Source organism: Flavobacterium anhuiense (assembly GCF_004151235.1).
GTDB classification, from domain to species: Bacteria; Bacteroidota; Bacteroidia; order Flavobacteriales; family Flavobacteriaceae; genus Flavobacterium; species Flavobacterium anhuiense_A.
On sequence record NZ_JUIV01000005.1, the window covers coordinates 186,255 to 206,390 of the forward strand.

20 protein-coding genes are annotated in these 20,136 nt (G+C 33.7%); 5 read left to right on the forward strand and 15 right to left on the reverse strand.

The genetic code is table 11. From position 1 onward, the window contains the following. Nucleotides 1-3: 3 nt before the first annotated feature. From NU08_RS09340 to NU08_RS09350, 3 genes are all read right to left on the reverse strand, one after another. Nucleotides 4-717 (reverse strand): DUF72 domain-containing protein, encoded by a 714-nt coding sequence (locus tag NU08_RS09340; protein WP_129746868.1) that lies wholly within the window; start codon nt 715-717, stop codon nt 4-6. After that, complete coding sequence (locus NU08_RS09345) at nt 714-1,445, reverse strand: DNA-formamidopyrimidine glycosylase family protein (protein WP_129746869.1); 732 nt, start codon at nt 1,443-1,445, stop codon at nt 714-716. Before NU08_RS09345 ends, NU08_RS09340 begins: the two co-directional genes overlap by 4 nt. A 69-nt stretch (nt 1,446-1,514) precedes the next feature. Then, nucleotides 1,515-2,099, reverse strand: a complete 585-nt coding sequence (locus tag NU08_RS09350; protein WP_129746870.1) for a ferritin-like domain-containing protein — start codon at nt 2,097-2,099, stop codon at nt 1,515-1,517. 189 nt (nt 2,100-2,288) lie between these two features. On the opposite strand from NU08_RS09350, the gene NU08_RS09355 reads away from it, so the two are divergent. Continuing rightward, nucleotides 2,289-2,828 (forward strand): hypothetical protein, encoded by a 540-nt coding sequence (locus tag NU08_RS09355; RefSeq protein ID WP_129746871.1) that lies wholly within the window; start codon nt 2,289-2,291, stop codon nt 2,826-2,828. 205 nt (nt 2,829-3,033) lie between these two features. Here the strand turns inward: NU08_RS09355 and NU08_RS09360 are convergent, their stop codons facing one another. The 4 genes from NU08_RS09360 to NU08_RS09375 form a co-directional block, all read right to left on the reverse strand. Next, nucleotides 3,034-3,198 (reverse strand): DUF1328 domain-containing protein, encoded by a 165-nt coding sequence (locus tag NU08_RS09360; RefSeq protein WP_008463190.1) that lies wholly within the window; start codon nt 3,196-3,198, stop codon nt 3,034-3,036. Nucleotides 3,199-3,275: 77 nt separating this feature from the next. Then, entirely contained in the window at nt 3,276-4,343 is a 1,068-nt protein-coding gene (locus NU08_RS09365) for a DNA topoisomerase IB (protein WP_317126352.1), read from the reverse strand. Nucleotides 4,344-4,410: 67 nt separating this feature from the next. Next, on the reverse strand, nt 4,411-4,650 hold the full coding sequence (locus NU08_RS09370; protein WP_129746873.1) for a Rho termination factor: 240 nt from the start codon (nt 4,648-4,650) through the stop codon (nt 4,411-4,413). Between the two features lie 240 nt (nt 4,651-4,890). Beyond that, entirely contained in the window at nt 4,891-5,553 is a 663-nt protein-coding gene (locus tag NU08_RS09375; RefSeq protein WP_129746874.1) for a hypothetical protein, read from the reverse strand. 170 nt (nt 5,554-5,723) lie between these two features. On the opposite strand from NU08_RS09375, the gene NU08_RS09380 reads away from it, so the two are divergent. Beyond that, nucleotides 5,724-6,311 (forward strand): DUF4142 domain-containing protein, encoded by a 588-nt coding sequence (locus NU08_RS09380; RefSeq protein ID WP_129746875.1) that lies wholly within the window; start codon nt 5,724-5,726, stop codon nt 6,309-6,311. A 222-nt stretch (nt 6,312-6,533) separates the two neighbouring features. Here the strand turns inward: NU08_RS09380 and NU08_RS09385 are convergent, their stop codons facing one another. The 4 genes from NU08_RS09385 to galA form a co-directional block, all read right to left on the reverse strand. Further along, on the reverse strand, nt 6,534-7,586 hold the full coding sequence (locus tag NU08_RS09385; protein ID WP_129746876.1) for an NAD(P)-dependent alcohol dehydrogenase: 1,053 nt from the start codon (nt 7,584-7,586) through the stop codon (nt 6,534-6,536). 223 nt (nt 7,587-7,809) lie between these two features. Further along, entirely contained in the window at nt 7,810-8,208 is a 399-nt protein-coding gene (locus NU08_RS09390) for a cupin domain-containing protein (protein ID WP_066034969.1), read from the reverse strand. 311 nt (nt 8,209-8,519) lie between these two features. Continuing rightward, nucleotides 8,520-9,389, reverse strand: a complete 870-nt coding sequence (locus NU08_RS09395; RefSeq protein ID WP_129746877.1) for a helix-turn-helix domain-containing protein — start codon at nt 9,387-9,389, stop codon at nt 8,520-8,522. Between the two features lie 96 nt (nt 9,390-9,485). Then, nucleotides 9,486-12,305, reverse strand: a complete 2,820-nt coding sequence (galA, locus tag NU08_RS09400; RefSeq protein ID WP_129746878.1) for a beta-galactosidase GalA — start codon at nt 12,303-12,305, stop codon at nt 9,486-9,488. A 214-nt stretch (nt 12,306-12,519) separates the two neighbouring features. Between galA and NU08_RS09405 the strand changes: the two genes are divergently transcribed. Then, on the forward strand, nt 12,520-12,900 hold the full coding sequence (locus tag NU08_RS09405; RefSeq protein WP_129746879.1) for a hypothetical protein: 381 nt from the start codon (nt 12,520-12,522) through the stop codon (nt 12,898-12,900). 165 nt (nt 12,901-13,065) lie between these two features. Here the strand turns inward: NU08_RS09405 and NU08_RS09410 are convergent, their stop codons facing one another. Next, on the reverse strand, nt 13,066-13,560 hold the full coding sequence (locus tag NU08_RS09410) for a TlpA family protein disulfide reductase (protein ID WP_129746880.1): 495 nt from the start codon (nt 13,558-13,560) through the stop codon (nt 13,066-13,068). A 320-nt stretch (nt 13,561-13,880) separates the two neighbouring features. On the opposite strand from NU08_RS09410, the gene NU08_RS09415 reads away from it, so the two are divergent. Together NU08_RS09415 and NU08_RS09420 are read left to right on the forward strand one after the other, a co-directional pair. Then, nucleotides 13,881-14,183 (forward strand): ArsR/SmtB family transcription factor, encoded by a 303-nt coding sequence (locus tag NU08_RS09415; RefSeq protein ID WP_091496855.1) that lies wholly within the window; start codon nt 13,881-13,883, stop codon nt 14,181-14,183. A 7-nt stretch (nt 14,184-14,190) separates the two neighbouring features. Then, complete coding sequence (locus NU08_RS09420) at nt 14,191-15,297, forward strand: NADH:flavin oxidoreductase (protein WP_129746881.1); 1,107 nt, start codon at nt 14,191-14,193, stop codon at nt 15,295-15,297. Between the two features lie 485 nt (nt 15,298-15,782). On the opposite strand, the gene NU08_RS09425 is transcribed toward NU08_RS09420, so the two are convergent. From NU08_RS09425 to NU08_RS09435, 3 genes are all read right to left on the reverse strand, one after another. Beyond that, nucleotides 15,783-16,922, reverse strand: coding sequence for an acyltransferase family protein (locus NU08_RS09425; protein ID WP_129746882.1), 1,140 nt, complete (start codon nt 16,920-16,922; stop codon nt 15,783-15,785). A gap of 106 nt (nt 16,923-17,028) precedes the next feature. After that, entirely contained in the window at nt 17,029-17,676 is a 648-nt protein-coding gene (locus tag NU08_RS09430) for a DUF1349 domain-containing protein (RefSeq protein WP_129746883.1), read from the reverse strand. 195 nt (nt 17,677-17,871) lie between these two features. Next, nucleotides 17,872-20,088 (reverse strand): glycoside hydrolase family 3 C-terminal domain-containing protein, encoded by a 2,217-nt coding sequence (locus NU08_RS09435; protein WP_129746884.1) that lies wholly within the window; start codon nt 20,086-20,088, stop codon nt 17,872-17,874. Between the last annotated feature and the right edge of the window lie 48 nt (nt 20,089-20,136).

The following is a 20,136-nucleotide window of genomic DNA, read 5'->3' on the forward strand; positions in this document are numbered from 1 at the left end:
AAATCAAATAGTCATCCTTTTTAATTCTAAAGCATTCAGAATCCCTGCTTCGCTTGCAGTATTATTGAAATAAACAAATCCTTTTTTGGAATGAATCTGCTGGTTTACATGTTTTAATTCTTCGGTAGAATAACTAGAATGAAATAATTTTGGAACTCCATGAAAACGCATATAAAGTATTGGAAAATCTTTAAAAATAGTTTGGGGAAGATTGGGATAACTTACACTGCAAAAAGTAATATTATTTTCTTTAAAAGCATTCCAAACCTCATCATTCCACCAGCTCTTATGACGAAATTCTACCACATTTTTAAAATCATGATCGAGAATTCCAATTATAGCATCTAGTTTCTCTCTGCTGAAAGCATAACTTGGCGGAAATTGAAACAAAATAGCGGCGAGTTTGTCTTTCATTCCTTCTTTACAAATTTTATAAAACTCATTCAAACGGCTTTCGCAATCTATAAGCTTTTTAATATGAGTGATTTCTTTTGGAACTTTGACCGAAAACAAAAATGATTCGGGTGTTTTATTGTACCAGTTTTGAAAAATACGAACTGTTGGAAATTTGTAAAAACTTCCATTAAACTCATATGTATCAAAATGCTGGCAATAGAACTCAAACCATTTCTTGGAAGGAAGATTTTGAGGATAAAAAACAGTCTTCCAAAAACTGTTGTAAAAGCTAGAGCAGCCTATTGTTACTTGGTTTTTCATATATATAATTGTTGGCAGTTAGTGCAGAAAAAACTTCTGCGTTTTCGTTGTCCCGTCTGTTTTTTCTGAAACGGAAGATTACATCGCAAACACACACTTTTGGTATACGCTTCCCAATGTTTTTTGAGCTCAAATTTCTTTTTCCAATATAAAAATTCGAAGCTGTAAGTCGAGCATTCGGCGATAAGCTGGCTAATGGTATGAGGCGGAATTTTTTCTACAATTGATTCTGGATGAACATAGCAACGATACAAAACTTCATTTTTGATAATATTACCAACTCCAGAGAAAATATCTTGATCTAAAATAACATCACAAATCATTTTTTCCGGCATTTTTTCAATACTCCTCTGTGCTTTCTTCGGATTCCAATCTTCATTCATCACATCAACACTCCAATCATAATGAGAATTGATATCGCCTTCTAGGATTTTAACCGAGCAGGTGTAGAAATTTATTTCGCCATTCTCAAAAACTAAGCTCAATCTGGGTTTTGAAGCTTTGCGTTCATTTACTCGATACGTTCCAAACATCAGCATGTGAATTTTTACTGTAAATGAATTAAAACAGATTAAAAAATGCTTTCCCCAAGTTTTAAAAGCAAGAATAGTTTTGTCTTGTAGCCGAGCAATATCAATATGTGAGTTTCCAGATACAGAAATTATTTTCTGTCCTGCAAATTGCTGTACTTCTTCTTTTAAGATTACTATAGATGGACCTTCGGGCATATATTCAATTTTTTATTTAACTAAAAAGTGCAGCTTAAGAACTGCACTTTTATTTTATTTATCGCCGCCTTATTCAATTTCGGCGGCTTCGAGATTCACTGCATTTACAGCAACTTCTGTAAGTGTTTTATCAGCACCTTTTTCTTCATCAAGTGTTTGCTCTAGCAAAGTGGCTGCTTCAGCAATACCTAGAGTTTCTGCAAATTGTCTTAAAGTACCGTAAGTAGCAATTTCGTAATGTTCTATTTTTTGGCTTGCAGCAATAATTCCAGCATCACGCACTACTCCAAACCCGGTTTCTTCCAGCATTCCCTTAGCTTCCTCGATTAAACCTTCCATAGCATCGCATTTTTTTGCACTTGCCTTTTTACCAATAATTTTAAATACTTCTTCTAAACGGACAATCTGTTCTTCTGTTTCTGTTAAATGATTGTCAATCGCATCTTTCAATTCTACAGAAGAAGCATTCTTTACCATTACTGGCAATGCTTTTGTCAAAGCTTTTTCTGCCCAGTAAATATCTTTTAGTCCTTCTTCAAATAATTCAGTTAATCCTGAAGCTGCACTCGATTTTGGTTTAGTAACTCCTCTTGGCGTGGTCTCTTTTTTAGTTTCTTTTGCAGTAGTTGCATTTTTACTATCTGTCGTTTTCATGGTAATAATTTTTATGATTAATATGATGATAAAATTACTGCGTGTACTGCCAGAGGGGTTATATGATTTCAACTTTAAATTCTATTCTAAACATCTGTTAATTATACAATTACACTTAGAAATCTTATAAGTAATTCCTTAAATCTTCACGCTAGCTTTGTAATTATTAATCATAAAAAACAAGATATCATGAATACTATCAATAAAAAAAACAGCTATAACACAGATTTAAAAAATCATTTTTCTGATGATCGAAATTTAGGAGAAGACTTAAAAGATGATGGAAGACAAACAGATAATGATAATAGAGAAATTGTCGAAAGAGGCTATATGGTTCGAAATGGCTATAATCCGAATAGGCCAAATCCTGATCAGGAAGATTTTGTAAGCGATGACGATTTAGATGATCTTAATGATGATTTTCATAACGACAGAGACTTAGAAAACAACAACGATGAAATATATGAAGTCGAACTGGAAGATGATAATTATATTGAAGAAAATGACGAATTTGACAATCCCTCAGATCTAAAAGAAGACGAATTTGACTTTAATGAAACCGAAGATGTCCTGGAAGACATTGACGATGAAGATGAAGATGAAGATGAGGATGACGACGATTTCATAGAAGAAGATATTGACAACAATGATACGGACTACATTGAAGACGATGTGCAAGAAGACAATGATGACGAAAGTTATCCAGAAAATGATCCACGTCGATTTTAATATTTTCTTATCAGTAAAAAATAAAAACCGTCTCGTTAAATAACGAGACGGTTTTTTTGAGTCTAAAATTTAACTACTTAATCTCCAATAATTTTCAGTACTGGATTATCGTCCTTCGTGGTTTTATAATTATTACAGAAACCACAAAACGACACATTATAAAAGTCAATGTGCCGTTTTAAATTTATTTTTATTTACTGATATTTTATACCCTTGTAGATCTTCCGCTGATTAATGAAATAACGAATAGAACTAAAAATATAAAGAATAAAATTTTAGCTATACTAGCAGCTCCGGCAGCAATTCCACCGAAACCAAATATTCCCGCCACTATGGCTAGAATAATAAAAGTGACTGTCCAACGTAACATAATAATAGTTTTTTAGTTAATAATGATTTTGTTTGTATTGCAAACTTTTTAAGCTTTTGGAGAGATGCAGTAACTCTTTAGGAACAAGGCGTTTCTAAATTGATTTCGTAATTCTGAATCAATTCAGAAAATGCTATTTCTGATTTTGTAAAATATTTTCGAGTGCTTCGGCTTTTCTTTGCCAAATCAAAATATTGCTGAATAGAACCGTCTTCGTAAGTAGAAATTAAAAGCGGATGAACATAATAATCTTTGCAGACTTTTCTAGTATTTCCAAGCGCTTCGGCCGTGAGATCAAAAGCTGTGATAATATTCTGTTTGATCTCTTTCTCGTCTGAAGTAACTCCCATTTCCATTAAACTTTCAAAGAAAATGATAGAAGCAGCCCAAGTTCTGAAATCTTTTGCACTAAAATATTCTCCAGAAATATTGTGCAGATATTCATTTACAGCATGACTGTCTAAAACTTTTCTTTCGCCATTTTTATCATAATATTTAAAAACCTCATAGCCTGGAATTTCTTCACAACGGCTTACCAGTTTAACCAACTGCTTATTTCGAGTGGTAATAGTGTGCTGTTTTCCCTTTTTACCGATAAACTCAAATCGAAGCGAATTTCTATTGATATTGATGTGGCGTTTTCTTAAAGTCGAAAGTCCATACGATTTATTATCCTTAGCATATTTCTCATTTCCAATTCTAATATGCGTTTCTTCCATTAATCGAATTACCAAAGCGGTCACTTTTTCCTTAGACCATTCTTTCTTCTCCAAATCAAGATCAACTTGTTTTCTAATGGCTGGAAGTTTAGCTCCAAATTCAGCAATTTTATAAAACTTGGTTTGGTTTCGAATCAAATTCCATCTCGGATGATAACGGTATTGTTTCCTATTTTTAAGATCTGTTCCTACCGCTTGTAAATGTCCGTTTGTAACATCTGTTATGCGAACATTCTCCCATGCTGGCGGAAGCACCAAACTATTAATGCGTTTAATTTCATGTTTGCTCTTTACATTCTTTCCGTTTTTTTTATAAACGAAATTTTCTCCTTCGCGGCATCGAACAATAGTTAACTGATGATCATTAATATATTCCAAGTCTAGTTTTTCAATAACTAGATGTGGCGCTTTAATTAGCTGATTCATTAAATTTTCTTTTTTCGCCGCATTCATGGTATTTAAAAATTTATCACAGAAATAGTTTTAAATAATTTTAATTATTTCTTAAAGACTCAATTAAGTCTTTTTTGTTCATATAAGATCTTCCCTTTATGCCTACTTTACTGGCTTGTTTCAAAAGTTCTTCTTTGGTCCATTCATCATAAGGCTTTTCTTTTCCGCCTTTCTTTCCTGCATTTGGCGTATTGGCAATACGAGCCGATTTTTCTTTGCTGTATCCTTTTTTTACCAATGCTTCATATTGCTCTTCATTCTTAATTCTTGGATCTGGCATGACTATATCTTTTTTAAGGGATTAAATTCTAAAAAATCTGATAAGTCAAAGTTCTTCAAAAAGTTAAGCGAATCTGTTATAGAATTTTTGCTGGAAATTTCATTTTTGTAGGATGGGAATTGTGAAAGTGGAGATGTAAATTTTTCTTTTTTTTTGTGAAATGTAAGATGTGAGATGTGAGATGCAAAAAAATCCCAACTCTTTTGGAGTTGGGATTATAATAAGAAAAAAAATGAGTTATTAATTTAATTTTTGCAATTTAATGTTCATCCAAATAAATATAAAAATTGTTCCTATTTGAATAATTAGATTAACTAAATAATTCAATATCCACGAATTGGATAAAATCATTGGTATTAAACTACATAACCAATAAAAAATTTGACCTAAACCAAAAAAAGTTGTAACTAATATAAGAGTTACTGCTACCCTTTGAGAAATTGTGGATACTTTATCTATAAACAACATTAAAAATATCATTGCAATTCCTAATAATATATATACTCCAGATGCCGTAAAATAAAACCAAAAATCACTTGGCGCATCTATTTCTTCTACTGGTTTAACTGATTTTGAAATATTATCTTTTTTTATGTCTTTTCTAAAAGACAATTGAGCAAAGTAATCATATGAATATTCTAAAACACTTTTCCTTGAAAAAATTTCTTCTCTAATTTTTTTAGCTGCTTTAATAGTAACACTATCTGATGCAGGATTAGAAATTATCAAATTTAATTTTTGAATTTGTTCAATTTTATTATTGACAACATAATTACTAGAAACTCCTAGAACATTATTTATGAGCAGCACTCCAAATAGCACTAGTATTATTATAGCAGCTTTCGATGAAATTTTTTTCCTTTCATCAAAAACAAAATCAAAAAATTTGTCAAAAAAATTCATATTCATTAATTAGTTTCTAGAAATTATAATATAGTATAATTAAAATCTTTTAAACAAAAATAGGTTTAATAAAAACTGCATCCAAATCCTATAACAATCCCTAAAAATCCTGTAAAATTTTCTTACAGCTTCTCCATAATTTTACATTATAACATTAAACTATTAAAATCATGAAAAAGTTATTATTAGCCGGAAAAGCCATTTTAGGAGCAGGACTTATCATTATATTCCTTCAATCTTGTAAAAACGAAACCAAACAAGAAGATCCAAAAGAAGTCGCTGAAGATGCAAACGAAGCAAAATTCGATTCTATTGACAGTAAAGAAGATGACTCTGAATTTTTAGTAGATCAAGCCGAAATTAATTTAGCTGAAATTGAAATTGGTAAACTGGCTCAAACAAAAAGTACAAATCCTGAAGTGAAAAAATTTGGTAAAATGCTTGTTGATGAGCATACAAAATCAGCTTCTGAAGTGAGTGCTTTAGCAAAAGCGAAAAACTTTACTCTTCCAACTTCTTTAACTGAAGAAGGTCAAGAAGAATACAATAAATTAAACGAAAAATCGGGTGTTGATTTTGATAAAAAATTCGCTGACATGATGATTGACGGTCACGAAAAAGCAATTAAAAAACTGGATAAAGCTGCAAAAGATGCTAACGATCAAGAAATAAGAACTTGGGCTTCTAACAATATTGCAGGTTTAACAGCTCATTTGGAACACGCTAAAATGCTAAAACAAAACTTAGATAAAAAGTAAAATGAATTAAGACGCTAAGATTCTAAGGTTCTGAGATTATAAGCTTATTGAGTCTAAGAACCTCAAATCTTTGCTAAAAACCCCTTCAAGAGTTGAATTGCTTGAGGGGTTGTTTTTTTGAGATGCTAAGATCATCGTTCTGCTTTATTAATTTCTAAATTCGCTAAGATTCTAAGCACAAAAGAAAAACGTAGTATTTTAGAATCTTAACAACTTAGCATCTTATTTAAGCGACGCCATATCAATCACAAAACGATATTTAACGTCTCCTTTTAATAATCTTTCGTAGGCGTCGTTTACATCATTTACACCGATTACTTCGACATCTGATGTGATATTATGTTCGGCACAGAAATCAAGCATTTCCTGAGTTTCGGCAAGTCCTCCAATAAGAGATCCTGAGAAGCTTCTTCTACCTAAAATCAAGCTGAAAGAAGTTACAGGAAGCGGATCCATTGGTGCTCCAACCAGAGTTAATGTTCCGTCTACTTTTAGTAAATTTAAATATGCATCAATACTGTGTTCGGCAGAAACGCAGTCTAAAATAAAATTCAAACTTCTTGCATGCGCTGCCATTTGCGCTTCGTCTGTAGACAATACCACCTCATCTGCTCCAAGACGTTTTGCATCGTCTGTTTTAGATAAAGATGTTGTAAAAACCACTACATGAGCGCCCATAGCTTTAGCTATCTTAATTCCCATGTGACCAAGGCCGCCGATACCTACAATTCCGACTTTTTGACCTGGACCGACTTTCCAATGTTTTAATGGTGAGTAAGTCGTAATTCCTGCACATAATAATGGAGCAACAGCAGCTAAATCTAACTTATCTGAAATATGCAAAACGAAGCTTTCGTCTACTGTAATGCTTTGAGAATAACCTCCATAAGTTTGTCCTCCTAAATGTTTGTCTGGCGAATTAAACGTCTGAGTACTTCCTTCATCGCAGAATTGCTCTAAATCATTTTTGCAATGTTCGCACTCTCTACAAGAATCAACCAAACAACCCACTCCAGCTAAATCTCCAACTTTGAAGCCTTTTACATGATCTCCAACTTTAGTCACGCGTCCCACAATCTCATGTCCCGGAACAATCGGATAAATGGTTCCATGCCATTCATTTCTAGCGGTATGCAAATCTGAGTGGCAGATTCCGCAATATAAAATTTCAATTTCTACATCATGCGCTTGTACAGCTCTTCTTTTAATATCTAAGGTTTTTAGTGGTGCTTCGGCAGCTTCTGTACCAAAGGCTTTAATGTTTTTTGTTTCCATAATTATATTGTTGTTTTTTGTTTTTGTTTCATCCCGATAGCTATCGGGACAGGTTTAAAACCGTTCTGAAATTGCAATAGAAATCCGGCTGACTTATACTGATTTGCAAACAGTTATATAAATTTCGATTATTTTTATCTAATCAAAAAATATAATCTGTTATAAATCAGTAAGATCTGCGTAAAAAAACTTAGAATCTCAGAATCTTAGAACCTTAGCATCTTTAAAAAGAATAATACTCTTCGTCAGTAACACTATCCAGCCATACTCCCGAGCCTTTGTCTACTTCTGTCACAATGGTGATATGAGAATATTTGGTGTTTGGTGTTGCTCCGTACCAATGTTCTACTCCAGGCAAAACAGTAATTACCTTTCCTTTTTCGATAAGATTAATTTGTCCGCCTCTTTCTTGGTAATAGCCAACTCCATCTGTTACAATGATTAATTGCAAACTTGCATTACTGTGCCAATTGCTTCTCGCTCCGGGTTCAAAAGAAATATCTTTTATTACAGTATTTTCAGGGTGAATTTCGCTTGTTTGCTTTTTATATGACACTTCGCCTGTCATATAAGTGTTTGGAATTTTACCTTCTTCGATTACAGCAGTGAAATGTGTCGACATAATTTCGTTGTTTTTAGGTTAATAATTAATTTTTAAAATTCTTATAAGCTTATTTGAATGAAATAATCAGTACATCGAATCTCTTTTTAGAAGGAGATTTTGATTTTAATTTATACTTTAAAAATTTTATATTTTTCTATTATCAGAATTTAAAACTAAATGCAAAGCGGAGCATTGCTTTTGTGAAGTATTATTTAGTCATTTAAAAAACTGATACAAAGAGTTCGTTGTTTATTTCAGGGCAAATGTAGTGCAATACTGCAATCCCAAAATAACAATATTCAAACAAAAAATTAAGAAATTGAAACAATTTACATTCGAAGCGATTTTGGAACCGTTCCTGTAAGTCTTTTAAAATAATTATTGAAATAACTCGGATACTCAAATCCAAGCGAATAACCAATATCAGAAATGCTCCAATCTGTGTGCTGCAACAAAGCTTTTGCTTCATTGATCACTCTTTCTGTAATGTGTGCCGTTGTCGGTTTTCCTGTAACTTCTTTCACAGAACGATTTAAGTGATTCACATGTACAGAAAGGCTTTGCGCATAATCTTGAGGTGTTTTTAAAACTAATGGCTGATCTTTTGTCTCTATTGGAAATTGTCTTTCTAATAATTCTAAAAACAGCGAAGTAATCCTTGACGATGCATTTTTATGTTTAAAGAAGTTCTCTGAAGGTTGCATTTTCATGGATTCATGAATAATCAAATTGACGTAACTGCGCATCAAATCATCTTTGAAAGCATAATCGGTTTCGTATTCTTGAATCATTTTTTGGAATAAAGAATCGATAAACACTTTTTGTTCAGGAGTTAAAGTAAAAATTGGCGTTCCTCCTATTTTAAACAAAGGCGATTCCTGAAGGGTTTCTGATCGGTCTTTTGTTTTAAAAAATTCCTCAGTAAAAACACAAGCATAACCTTCAAATTTCTCAGAAACCGTTTCCCATGAATACGGAATAATCGGATTACCAAAAAACAAAATCGTTCCGTCGGTTTCTATTCCGCGATCGGCGTATTGTATAATACTTTTGCTAGTGTTTATGCAGATTTTATAAAAGTCTCTTCGGCTGTAAACGGGAACTTTACTGAAATCTCCATTTATAGGATACACTTTAAAGCCCTTCATTTTTAAATCTGAAGTAAAATCGCAATTCTGAGTTTCTGTCTGATTATTCATTTTGCAAAGTTATGAAAATCAAACAATATTTTTTGTTTCAGGTTTAAAGTTTCAGGTTTAACCGCAATCCCGATAGTTATCGGGATTGCGGTTAATTTAATTTTTAAAAATGGCAGCACGTAATCCTTTTGAGGAAGCAGACAAAACTACTTCTTTAGCATTTTCATCTTTCTGAATAATGATTTGCGCATAACCATTAAAAAGCTTTCTTTTCCAAGATTCTGCTGGCGTGATAATTTGAATGATTCCTGGATCTGTATTCATTACATCCCAGTCTTTTACTTTTTGTAAAGGTGTTGCCGCAATATGAATCGTGTTTTTACCTTCTTTTAAAATAGATGCATTCAAAGTATATTTTTGTGAATCTTCTTTACTTGGTTCTACTTTATTTCCATTTATAAAAACCACTGTTTCCGTTCCTATTTTTTTATAAAAGAAGCTCACTGTATTAGAAGCTGAATTGCTCTTTAAATTAAATTCACCTTTATAAATATAAGATGGCGCTTGTTTTTTGTAATCACGGTCTTTAAAAGCTTCTGTCCACTCATTTTCTGAATAATTGCGTAATTGCTGAGGCAGAGTCGCAATTGTTTCTTTTTGTTCCATAAAATTACTTATAGCAACCAAAGCAATATCATCAATAAATTGATCACTTTCTAGCGAAGTTGGATCTCCGTTACCGACTCCTAAAATTTTTCCTCCCTTTATAGAAAACATAATTTCGCTATTTGCGGTCGGAACGTGCAAGCCACTTTTATCTGTAGTTTCAACCGTTACAACCGAAACATTTCCTTTTAAAACATTTTCTTTATCTAATGACAATTTGATGTTTTCTGGTTTGCCCGTTGTTTTTTTAACATCTGAAAGTACTTTTTTACCGTTTTTATATCCAACAGCTTCTAGAGTTCCAGCAACATAATTCACTTTCCATTCTAAATGGCCGTTTTGTTCCATTTTCTTTTTTCCTAAACTCTTTTTGTTAAGGAAAAGCTCTACTTCATCACAATTAGAATACGCCCAAACATCAATTGCTGCACCTTCCATTCCAGTCCAATTCCAATGCGGTAATAGATGCAGAACAGGCTCTTTTCCCCACCATGATTTTAAATAAAAAACATTGTCTTTTGGGAAACCGCAGACATCCATCATTCCGAAATAAGAAGTTACAGATGGCCAGCCATAAGGCGTTGGTTCGCCACGATAATCGAAACCTGTCCAGATAAACATTCCGGCCAAATAAGATCTTTCGGCATAGAATTTCCAGCCTTCTTCGATACTATAAAAAGTTGGTCTCGGTTTTTTATCATAAGCGCTTTGATAATGTTTGGCATCATCAGTAAAATAAATGCCTCGCGTTGCAAAAGTCGAACCTTCCTCGGTTCCCATTCCAGGCTGATTTTTAAACTGATTTCTATGCGCGTCGATATCTCCATTTCCGAGATAATTGTAACCCATAATTTCTACTACAGAAGAAATCCCGCTTTTAAATCCGCTACTAATTCCAACTGTTACAGGTCTTGTCGGATCGATGCTTTTACTAAAATCTTGCATAATATTGGTAATTCTTTCGCCTGTAATTCCGCCTTCAATCTGCCATTCTTCATTTCCAACCGACCAGCAGAAAATACTCGGATGATTTCGGTCGCGCTCCATCATTCGCTGCAAATCATTCAAATGATACTCGTTGATTCCCATTAAACGCGTTTCATCAATAACCAACATTCCTAATTTATCGCAAGCATCCAATAATTCTGGTGTTGGCGGATGATGCGAACAACGATAGGCATTTGAGCCCATTTCTTTCAGTTTTGCAATTCTATAATACTGAATCTCATCTGGAAGCGCCGTTCCAATTCCTGCATGATCCTGATGATTGTTTGTTCCTTTTAGCTTTACATGTTTTCCGTTAAGGAAAAAACCATTTTCTGGATCAAATTTTATAGTTCTGATTCCGAAAGAAGTTCTGTATTGATCAATTACTTTTCCATCACTTTTGATTTCAGTAATTAACTGATACAAATTAGGAGCATCAACATCCCATAAAAGCGGGTTTTTGACATTTAATTTTGATGTATAAGTGTTTGTTTTGTAAAATTCAGGAGCAGAAACATTTTCAGAATTTGTTGCTACTTGCTTTCCTGAAGCGTCTAAAATAGTTTGATTTATTTCAACATTTCCTTTATAATGACCTTTGTTTTCCAATTTTACTTCTGCCGTAACTACAGCATTATTATTTGTAATTTCTGAAGTTGCATAAGTTCCGTTCTGCGCCACATGAAGCGGATTTGTTTTTTGAAGATATACATGTCTATAAATCCCTGCTCCTTCATAAAACCAACCTTCTTCCATTGAAGCATCAACACGGACTACGATTGTGTTTTCGCCACCATAATTAACATAAGCCGTTACATCATACTCAAAACCATTATAACCGCTTTCTTGTGTTCCTAAATAAAATCCGTTAAAAAAGACTTTTGAATTTCTAAAAACGCCATCAAATTTTAGAGAAATTATCTTTCCTAAATCATCATTTGAAATGTTTATCTTTTTTCTGTACCAGCCAATGCTTTTCTCTGGAAAGTTTTTTCCCGTCGCTTTAAATCCGTGGCTAAAACTTGCGCTTTCGCTAAAAGGCTGTTCGACTGCCCAATCGTGCGGAAGATCTAATTTTCTCCATGCGCGATCGTCAAAACCAGAAGCTGCTGGCCCGTCAGCAAATCCTGTTTTGGTCAAATAGGAAAAGTAACCTTCTGCATGCCCGAAATCTTTCTTGGTATCATATAAATGTCCAAATGAAAACCGCCAGTCTTTATCAATTAAAATAAGTTCTCGTTCTGATTTGTTTTGTGCAAAAACAGGAATAGAGAATAGAATAAAAAAACAAAGAATTGTTCTTAAGAGAAAAGTGGTTTTCATAGGTTTGGTTTGTTAGTAAATTCAAATAGCGATAAAAATAAGGCTTTTAGAAAAGAAACATTAATAGTATTTTATCAAAATATGATAACTCATTCATAACAAATGCTTCTAGAATGGGCTTTCAAAATTTAGAATGAATCTAATGGCTTCAGATTCAAAAATAATTTTCTTTTGATGTAATTTTATATTTAAATCATAAAAAGCAATTACCACTATGAGTACTATTATTAACGAAAATAGACTCCAGACAACTTTTAAAAACCTTGATCAGAAGATTAGCAAACTTAATGATCAGAAGATTGTCGCTTTTTTTGAATCTTTAGGATTATTAGAAAGAAAAGATGTTCCGAAAGACTTTTTGAACTGGGAAAACATACTAATTGTTGTTCCAAATCGACATGTCTCGCACGAACTGAAATATTATAAATATACCATTTCACGAATTTCATTCTTAACTAATCCTTACGCAGATCAGATTCATATTTTTGATCTGAAAGATTGGAAAAGCGCTTCTCAAAACAAAACGCAGTTTCAGATTAGAGAAATGCTGAAAACGAATTTTGGAGGTGTAAAGAAAGTGATTAAAGAGTCTTAAGAAAAGAATTAAAAATCTGGAATTAAAAATTAAAAGCCCAATCTTTCTTGATTGGACTTTTGTTTTTAACCGCAAAGGCCGCAAAGATTTACGCTAAGCACGCTAAGAATTAAAAAACTTTGCGAACCTTGCGTAAATCTTTGCGGCCTTTGCGGTTTAATAAAACTACTGTACCTCTAAAAGTTCTTTAATTTTAGCTTCTAAAGCTTGTCCGTGAATATTTTTAGCTAAAATGATTCCGTTTTTATCAATCAAAAAATTCAACGGAATAGATTGAAGCATATAATCTCCTATAACTGGAGACTGCCAGTATTTTAAGTCACTAACATTTGTCCAAGGCAATTTTGCTTTTGCAATTGCTCCTGTCCATAATGGCTTTTTAGTATCCATAGAAACTCCATAAATCGATAATTTGTCTGGATAAGCATTGTGCAATTTGATTAATAATGGCTGTTCCTTAATGCAAGGCCCGCACCAAGAAGCCCAAAAGTCAACTAACACTAAAGTTCCTCGCAAAGAAGAAAGCGCTACTTTTTCTCCTTTTGTATCCGGAAGATCGATTTCTGGAGCAATATCTCCAACATCTACACCTACAACTTGAGCTTTAGAATTGGTAATTGCACAGCATAAGAATGCTACGATAAGTAAAGTTTTTTTCATAATAGATTAAGTTTTGTTTGTTTTGGGAATTTTTTTAATCTCGTAATCAACACACGAGTTTGTCATTTCGACGAAGGAGAAATCTCCACGAGAAGCTCGACAAAGATTAGACATTCGTTGCAGAGTTACTTGGGGAGATTTCTCCTTCGTCGAAATGACATAAAATGAGTGTAAAAACTGCTCATCTCAACGAGATTATAAAAAAACAAATATAAATTTTCTTTATTAAATTACTCTCCATTTCATCATCCCAATCATAAAATTATCCTAAATATTTTTCTTTAAATTCATATATCGGGAAAAGTCGATATATTTGCATCATGGAAACGATAGAAATTTTTAAAGCATTATCTAATAAGTCCCGACTGCAAATGTTGGAATGGCTAAAAGAGCCCGAAATTAACTTTCCTGGCCAATTGGAACATGCAGGATTTGAGCATGGAGTCTGCGTTGGACAGATTCAAGCCAAAGCTGGTTTGACACAATCCACAGTATCCGAATACCTTTCTATTTTACAGCGCGCAGGTTTTATAGAAGCCAAACGTGTTGGACAATGGACTTATTATAAACGTAACGAAGGTGCCTTTGAAGCACTTAGTAAATTAATTCAATCTAATTTGTAAAATTACTATGAGTACAAACAACCTCTTTTCTGAATTTAACTTAAAGTCGTTAAATCTGAAAAACCGAATTGTAATGGCGCCAATGACGCGCTCTTTTTCTCCTAACGGAGTTCCAACTGATGAAGTCGCAGCTTACTACCAAAAAAGAGCTGAGGGCGAAGTTGGATTAATTTTGTCTGAAGGAACTGTTATTGACAGAAAATCTTCTTCTAATGATGCGAATGTTCCTCACTTTTATGGCGATTTAGCTTTAAATGGATGGAAAAAAGTGATTGATGGAGTTCATGCTGGAGGCGGAAAAATGGGACCGCAAATCTGGCATATGGGAATTATGGACAATCATCATTCTGGATGGGTTCCTCCTGTTCCATTTGAAGGTCCATCTGGATTAAATCGTCCTGATTTTAGAAATGGTGTTGCCATGACTGAAAAAGACATTGAAGAAACCATTCTAGCTTTTGGAAAAGCTGCTGCAGATGCCAAAAGATTAGGATTTGATACTGTTGAAATTCACGGTGCACATGGTTATTTAATTGATCAGTTCTTTAGAGCTGAAACAAACTTGCGTGAGGATATTTATGGCGGAAAAACTTTGCCAGAACGTAACCGTTTTGCTATTGAAGTGATTAAAGAAGTAAGAAGACAAGTTGGTGATGATTTTGCAGTAATCATGAGATTTTCTCAATTTAAACCTTCTGATTACAATTATAAACTGGCTAAAAATCCGCAAGAATTAGAAGCTTGGCTTACTCCTCTTGTTGATGCCGGAGTTGATATTATTCACGCTTCACAACGCCGTTTCTGGGAACCAGAATTCGAAGATTCAGATTTGAACTTTGCAGGATGGGCTAAAAAAGTTACTGGAGCGCCAACTATTACTGTTGGTTCTGTTGGACTTTCTGGTGATTTCTTCGGTGCTTTTGCTGGAGAAAGTTCGCAACCAACTTCTTTAGAAGAATTAAACAGACGTTTCGACAGAGGCGATTTTGATTTGGTTGCCGTTGGAAGACCTCTATTATCTGATCCAAATTGGGTTGCTAAAATCAAAGCTGGAAAAACTGATGAGTTGAAGGGTTTCAGTAAAGAAGCTTTGGGGCAATTGGTGTTAGAATAATTTTCTTTTAAGGTTCAAAGATGCAAAGGTTCAAAGGGACAGAGTTTTTCCTTTGATTGTCTTTATTTCTATCCGAAAAAAAGTGGTTGTTTCGATTTCGAGACAGTCACTTTTTCTTTATATATTTTTGTTCCGTAGGAACATTTCATCGGTAGAAAATAATAATTTCATCCCGTTTTTTTTACGTTCTGTAGGAACGTTTGAAATCTCTCAAATGTTAGAAACGATGTCTAAATCAAACGTTCCCACGGAACGTAATATCTATAGGCATTATTCTATTCTACCGATTAAACATTCCTACGGAATGATGACCTGTAATGAAGTAATCCCAAAAAAGAAAAGGGATAAACATTAAGTTTATCCCTTTTTGAATATCTATAACTAACAAAATTTAGAAATTCATTTTTTTGAGGTCTAGAGTTGCAGAGGCACAAAGAGACAAAGTTTTTCACCTCTGTACCTTTGCCACTTTGAAACTTTGTCCCTTACAAAGAACCTTTTTTTCTCTGAAATTTTTTCACAAGCCAGTTTCTTACTGGTTCATCGTATAATTTTAAGCATACAAAAGCCAATATTATACTTACAATCAATACTCCTATTCCTTCTAAATAGCCATTTTCCATGGTTACTTTATTATCTACAATCCATGCTGTAAACCAATAAATTAATGGATAGTGTGTAATGTAAATTGGATAAGAGATGTCTCCTAATAGTTTACAGATTTTTAATGAAAATTCATTTTTAATTTCTCCCCCTGCCCCGATTGCTACAATTAGAGGGAAAATAAAAATAATACAGATTGATTCGTATAAACCGTTTATCCAAAGGCTATTTTCATCTCCAAATCTTGGCAATGCCAAAACAATTGTTATTAGGATGCTACAAACCCAGAAAGCATTTTTTACATGGATTAATTTTCCTAAACGGCACAATAATACTCCAGCAAAAAACGGATACAATAAACGGGTAAAACCAATATTCATTTGTCTCCAATTTAATGACCAGCCGCCGATTACATCTCCTTTTGGTCCAAAGACTGTATAATTAATTAACAGTCCGGCAAATATCAATACAAAAACTGATAGCACTTTATTCGAAAATTTACGGAAGATTAAGGCGTACAAGATGTTTGCAATATATTCGAAAAAAAGTGACCATGCTGGACCATTTAAAGGATGCATTTCTCCCCAACCTCTAATTTCCATTGAAGGCGGAATTGGCAATAACGTAAAACCTATTACCATTGTCAGAATCACTTTCCAAACTTCCATTCCTGCAATCATAGGGAATAATGTATCTGAAGCTTGAAAATAGTAAAATATAGCACCAATGATCATTCCTAAAATTACCATTGGCTGTAAACGGATTAAACGGCGTTTGTAAAACTCCCATTGCCCCATTTTCCCCCAGCGGTCATCGTACGCATAAGCCACTACAAATCCAGATAAAAGAAAAAAGAAATCAACGGCCAGATATCCGTGATTTATAATTTGAACAAATCTATTGCCACCAGCAAAAGCTTCAAAAATATGAAAAGCAACTACTAAAATAGCGGCAACACCACGTAATCCGTCCAGAATTTCGTAGTGCTTTTTGGGTTTAATATCAACTGAAATTGAACTCATTTATGTTTGGTTTAAGGTTAAGTTAGGTTTTTAATTGCAGATTTTAGATTTTCTACACTCTTAAAATTTGAAAATTAAGTTTGGAATTTTTAAATTGGAATTTAATCTATTGGTGATTTTTAAGCCATTCTAATCTTCTTTGGTCTGGTAAATGTTTTACAGAGAAGTTTTCGAATTTTGCTTCAAAGCCTTTTCCATCTGGAGAAGCGGCCATTAAACCAACCATAACTGGAGTGTTGTCTTGCAAAGGCGCATTTCTGGTTAGGATATAGTTTTTATCGTCAAAAGAATAAAATATTTCAACGGCATCTAATCTTCTTACCGCTTTAATCCAAATAAAAGGAGGCACTTTGTCTAAAGTCGTCACACTCCAATCACTTTTATCGTGTGTTACAACTGTGCTGACATTAAATTTTCCGTCAACGAACTCTACTCCTGTTTTGATATAATTCTTTTCGTCAATACGAATCATTAATCCCATCTGATCAAAACGAGCAATATAATTTCCCGTCAATTTTACTTTCGCTTCAAACTCGCCTCCATAAGTTGCGTAATAAAAAGGCGCATCATCTACCGTAAAACCATAATGCGAAATTCTCCAATAATCGCTGTTTGCAGTAACATTCATAATTAAAGCATTGTTTTTAATTTCCCATTTTTCAGGTTCATTAAACCATTGCATTTTATTCAGTGTCTGTGCTGAAATATTTTTCGCAAAAAATAAAGTCAATATTGCAATCGTAATTTTTTTCATGTTGTTTCTTTTTTTTACTATTAAGAAAATTGAGTCTGACTTAATGATTTTAATCTTAATGCTTAAATATTAACAAAATAAAGCTTCTCTTTATGTTTCTTAATGTCTTAATAATGAATTTTTAACCAAAAGCAAAGCTGCAAATTTTTACACTTGCAGCTTTACAAACCAACCAATTTTTAGAAATAAAAAAACTTATTTAAGTGAAAAATTCACTTTAGATTTAATATCTGTCGAAGAAGCTCCAACAATCGCTTCAAAATCACCAGGTTCAGCAACCCAGTCATGTTTTTTATCATCAAAGAAACTTAGAGCCGATTTATCAACTGTAAACGTAACTGTTTTTTCTTCACCTGCTTTAAGAGCTACTTTTTCGAACCCTTTTAATTCTTTTACCGGACGAGGCAATGAAGATTTTAAATCAGAAATATACAATTGTACTACTTCAGAACCTTCTCTGCTTCCTGTATTCTTTACGTTTACTGAGAATGTGATTTTATCTCCAGCATTTATTTGTTTTTTGTCTGCTGTAACTTTTCCATAAGCAAAAGTTGTATAGCTTAAACCGTGTCCAAAAGGAAATAAAGGTTTGATCTTGTTTTTGTCTGTCCAGCGGTATCCAACATAAATGCCTTCGTTGTATTTTACGTCATCACCACCTGGAAATTGGCCTAAAGCATGAGCTCCGTTATCAGATAATTTTACTGGAAAAGTGAAAGATAATTTTCCTGACGGATTCACATCTCCAACCAAAACATTCGCCAAAGCATTTCCTGCCTCTGTTCCTAAAAACCATCCTTGAACAACTCCTGGAACTTCTTTAATCCAAGGCATTGCCACTGCATTTCCAGAAATATTTACAAAAACAATATTTTTATTTACTTTCGCTAATTCGCTTATTAATTTATCCTGACCATAAGACAAATTCAATTCTTTACGGTCGTGTCCTTCATCATCCTGATTTGGGCTTTTGTTCAATCCGCCAATAAAAAGAACAATATCAGCATCTTTAGCTACTTTTAAAGCTTCTGCAGTCAATTCAGCTTGAGGACGTTTCTCTTCTAAACTTACTTTAGCTACAACGCCGTTGTAATTGCTTGTAGGGTCTCCAACATAACCTCTTGCATAAACGATTTCAGCTTGGTTTCCAATTCTTTTCTTTAAACCTTCAAGCGGAGTGATTTCGTATCTTGCTTTAAGTGAAGAACTTCCTCCTCCAACTGTCATCATTTTAATAGCATTTTCTCCAATTACAGCTATCTTTTTAGTTTTAGAAAGGTTGATTGGCAAAATATTGTTGTTGTTTTGCAATAAAACGATTCCTTCTTCAGCAATTTTGCGTCCTGCCAAAGCATGTTCTTCAGTTCCAAAAGATCCAAAAGGACGGTTTCTGTCCATTGTTGTCAAGAAAGATAAACGTAGAATGCGACGTACTTTTTCGTCTAATTCTTTAGTTCCCACCTCGCCTTTTTTAATCATTTCTGCGTATGGTTTTGCTAAATAATAATTGTCATAAGCATTGCTTGTTCCCCAAGAAAGACCGTTTGTCCATGAACCAAATTCCATATCCAAACCATTGTGGATTGCCTGTTTAGTATCGTTAACTCCTCCCCAATCTGAAACTACAACTCCTTTAAAGCCCCATTCTCCGCGAAGAATATCATTTAATAAATATTCGTTGTGGCAGCATTGCTGGCCTTTGTATTTGTTGTAAGATCCCATAATTGACCAAACATCACCTTCTTGAACGGCTGCTTTAAAAGCTGGAAGATAAATTTCATATAATGCACGATCGTCAACAATTACGTTTACAGAGTTACGGTTTGTTTCCTGATTGTTTAAAGCAAAGTGTTTTACGCAAGCAGCAACACCGTTTGACTGAACTCCTTTAATGTAAGGAACAACCATTTTTGCAGCTAAAAACGGATCTTCTCCCATATATTCGAAGTTACGTCCATTTAATGGGCTTCTATAAATGTTTACACCAGGTCCTAATAATACGTTTTTGTTACGGTAACGTGCTTCCTCTCCGATAGATTTACCATATAAAGAAGCCAATTCTTTGTTCCAAGTTGACGAAAGTGCTGTAAGCGCAGGGAAAGCAATACAAGAATCGTTTGTCCATCCTGCTTGATCCCATTCGTCCCATTTTACCTCTGTACGAATTCCGTGTGGTCCATCGGTCATCCAGTTTTCTGGAATTCCAAGACGTTTTACACCTGGAGAACTAAATTTAGACTGCGCATGAATCATAGCGATTTTCTCTTCGGTCGTCATTCGTTTAAGCGCGTCTTCTACACGCTCTTCAATCGGTTTTTTATCGTCTAGATAAACTGGAACTTTGTTCTGGGCATTCGCTCCCAAGGAACTTAGTAAAAGTAAAACAACAATTGTTTTAACGTTTTTTAACATAACAGTAATTATTAAAGCATTAGTTTATTAAGTGGGAAAAGTCTTCTT

Bases quoted from the DNA above. Each gene is read 5' to 3' on its own strand.
- NU08_RS09355 (WP_129746871.1), top strand. From the start codon at position 2,289: ATGAATACTATCAATAAAAAAAACAGCTATAACACAGATTTAAAAAAT.
- NU08_RS09420 (WP_129746881.1), top strand. From the start codon at position 14,191: ATGAGTACAAACAACCTCTTTTCTGAATTTAACTTAAAGTCGTTAAAT.
- NU08_RS09375 (WP_129746874.1), bottom strand. From the start codon at position 5,553: ATGAATTTTTTTGACAAATTTTTTGATTTTGTTTTTGATGAAAGGAAA.
- NU08_RS09340 (WP_129746868.1), bottom strand. From the start codon at position 717: ATGAAAAACCAAGTAACAATAGGCTGCTCTAGCTTTTACAACAGTTTT.
- NU08_RS09405 (WP_129746879.1), top strand. From the start codon at position 12,520: ATGAGTACTATTATTAACGAAAATAGACTCCAGACAACTTTTAAAAAC.
- NU08_RS09365 (WP_317126352.1), bottom strand. From the start codon at position 4,343: ATGAATCAGCTAATTAAAGCGCCACATCTAGTTATTGAAAAACTAGAC.
- NU08_RS09410 (WP_129746880.1), bottom strand. From the start codon at position 13,560: ATGAAAAAAACTTTACTTATCGTAGCATTCTTATGCTGTGCAATTACC.
- NU08_RS09360 (WP_008463190.1), bottom strand. From the start codon at position 3,198: ATGTTACGTTGGACAGTCACTTTTATTATTCTAGCCATAGTGGCGGGA.
- NU08_RS09350 (WP_129746870.1), bottom strand. From the start codon at position 2,099: ATGAAAACGACAGATAGTAAAAATGCAACTACTGCAAAAGAAACTAAA.
- NU08_RS09390 (WP_066034969.1), bottom strand. From the start codon at position 8,208: ATGTCGACACATTTCACTGCTGTAATCGAAGAAGGTAAAATTCCAAAC.
- NU08_RS09385 (WP_129746876.1), bottom strand. From the start codon at position 7,586: ATGGAAACAAAAAACATTAAAGCCTTTGGTACAGAAGCTGCCGAAGCA.
- NU08_RS09430 (WP_129746883.1), bottom strand. From the start codon at position 17,676: ATGAAAAAAATTACGATTGCAATATTGACTTTATTTTTTGCGAAAAAT.
- NU08_RS09425 (WP_129746882.1), bottom strand. From the start codon at position 16,922: ATGAGTTCAATTTCAGTTGATATTAAACCCAAAAAGCACTACGAAATT.
- NU08_RS09395 (WP_129746877.1), bottom strand. From the start codon at position 9,389: ATGAATAATCAGACAGAAACTCAGAATTGCGATTTTACTTCAGATTTA.
- NU08_RS09370 (WP_129746873.1), bottom strand. From the start codon at position 4,650: ATGCCAGATCCAAGAATTAAGAATGAAGAGCAATATGAAGCATTGGTA.
- NU08_RS09415 (WP_091496855.1), top strand. From the start codon at position 13,881: ATGGAAACGATAGAAATTTTTAAAGCATTATCTAATAAGTCCCGACTG.
- NU08_RS09435 (WP_129746884.1), bottom strand. From the start codon at position 20,088: ATGTTAAAAAACGTTAAAACAATTGTTGTTTTACTTTTACTAAGTTCC.
- NU08_RS09380 (WP_129746875.1), top strand. From the start codon at position 5,724: ATGAAAAAGTTATTATTAGCCGGAAAAGCCATTTTAGGAGCAGGACTT.
- NU08_RS09345 (WP_129746869.1), bottom strand. From the start codon at position 1,445: ATGCCCGAAGGTCCATCTATAGTAATCTTAAAAGAAGAAGTACAGCAA.
- galA (WP_129746878.1), bottom strand. From the start codon at position 12,305: ATGAAAACCACTTTTCTCTTAAGAACAATTCTTTGTTTTTTTATTCTA.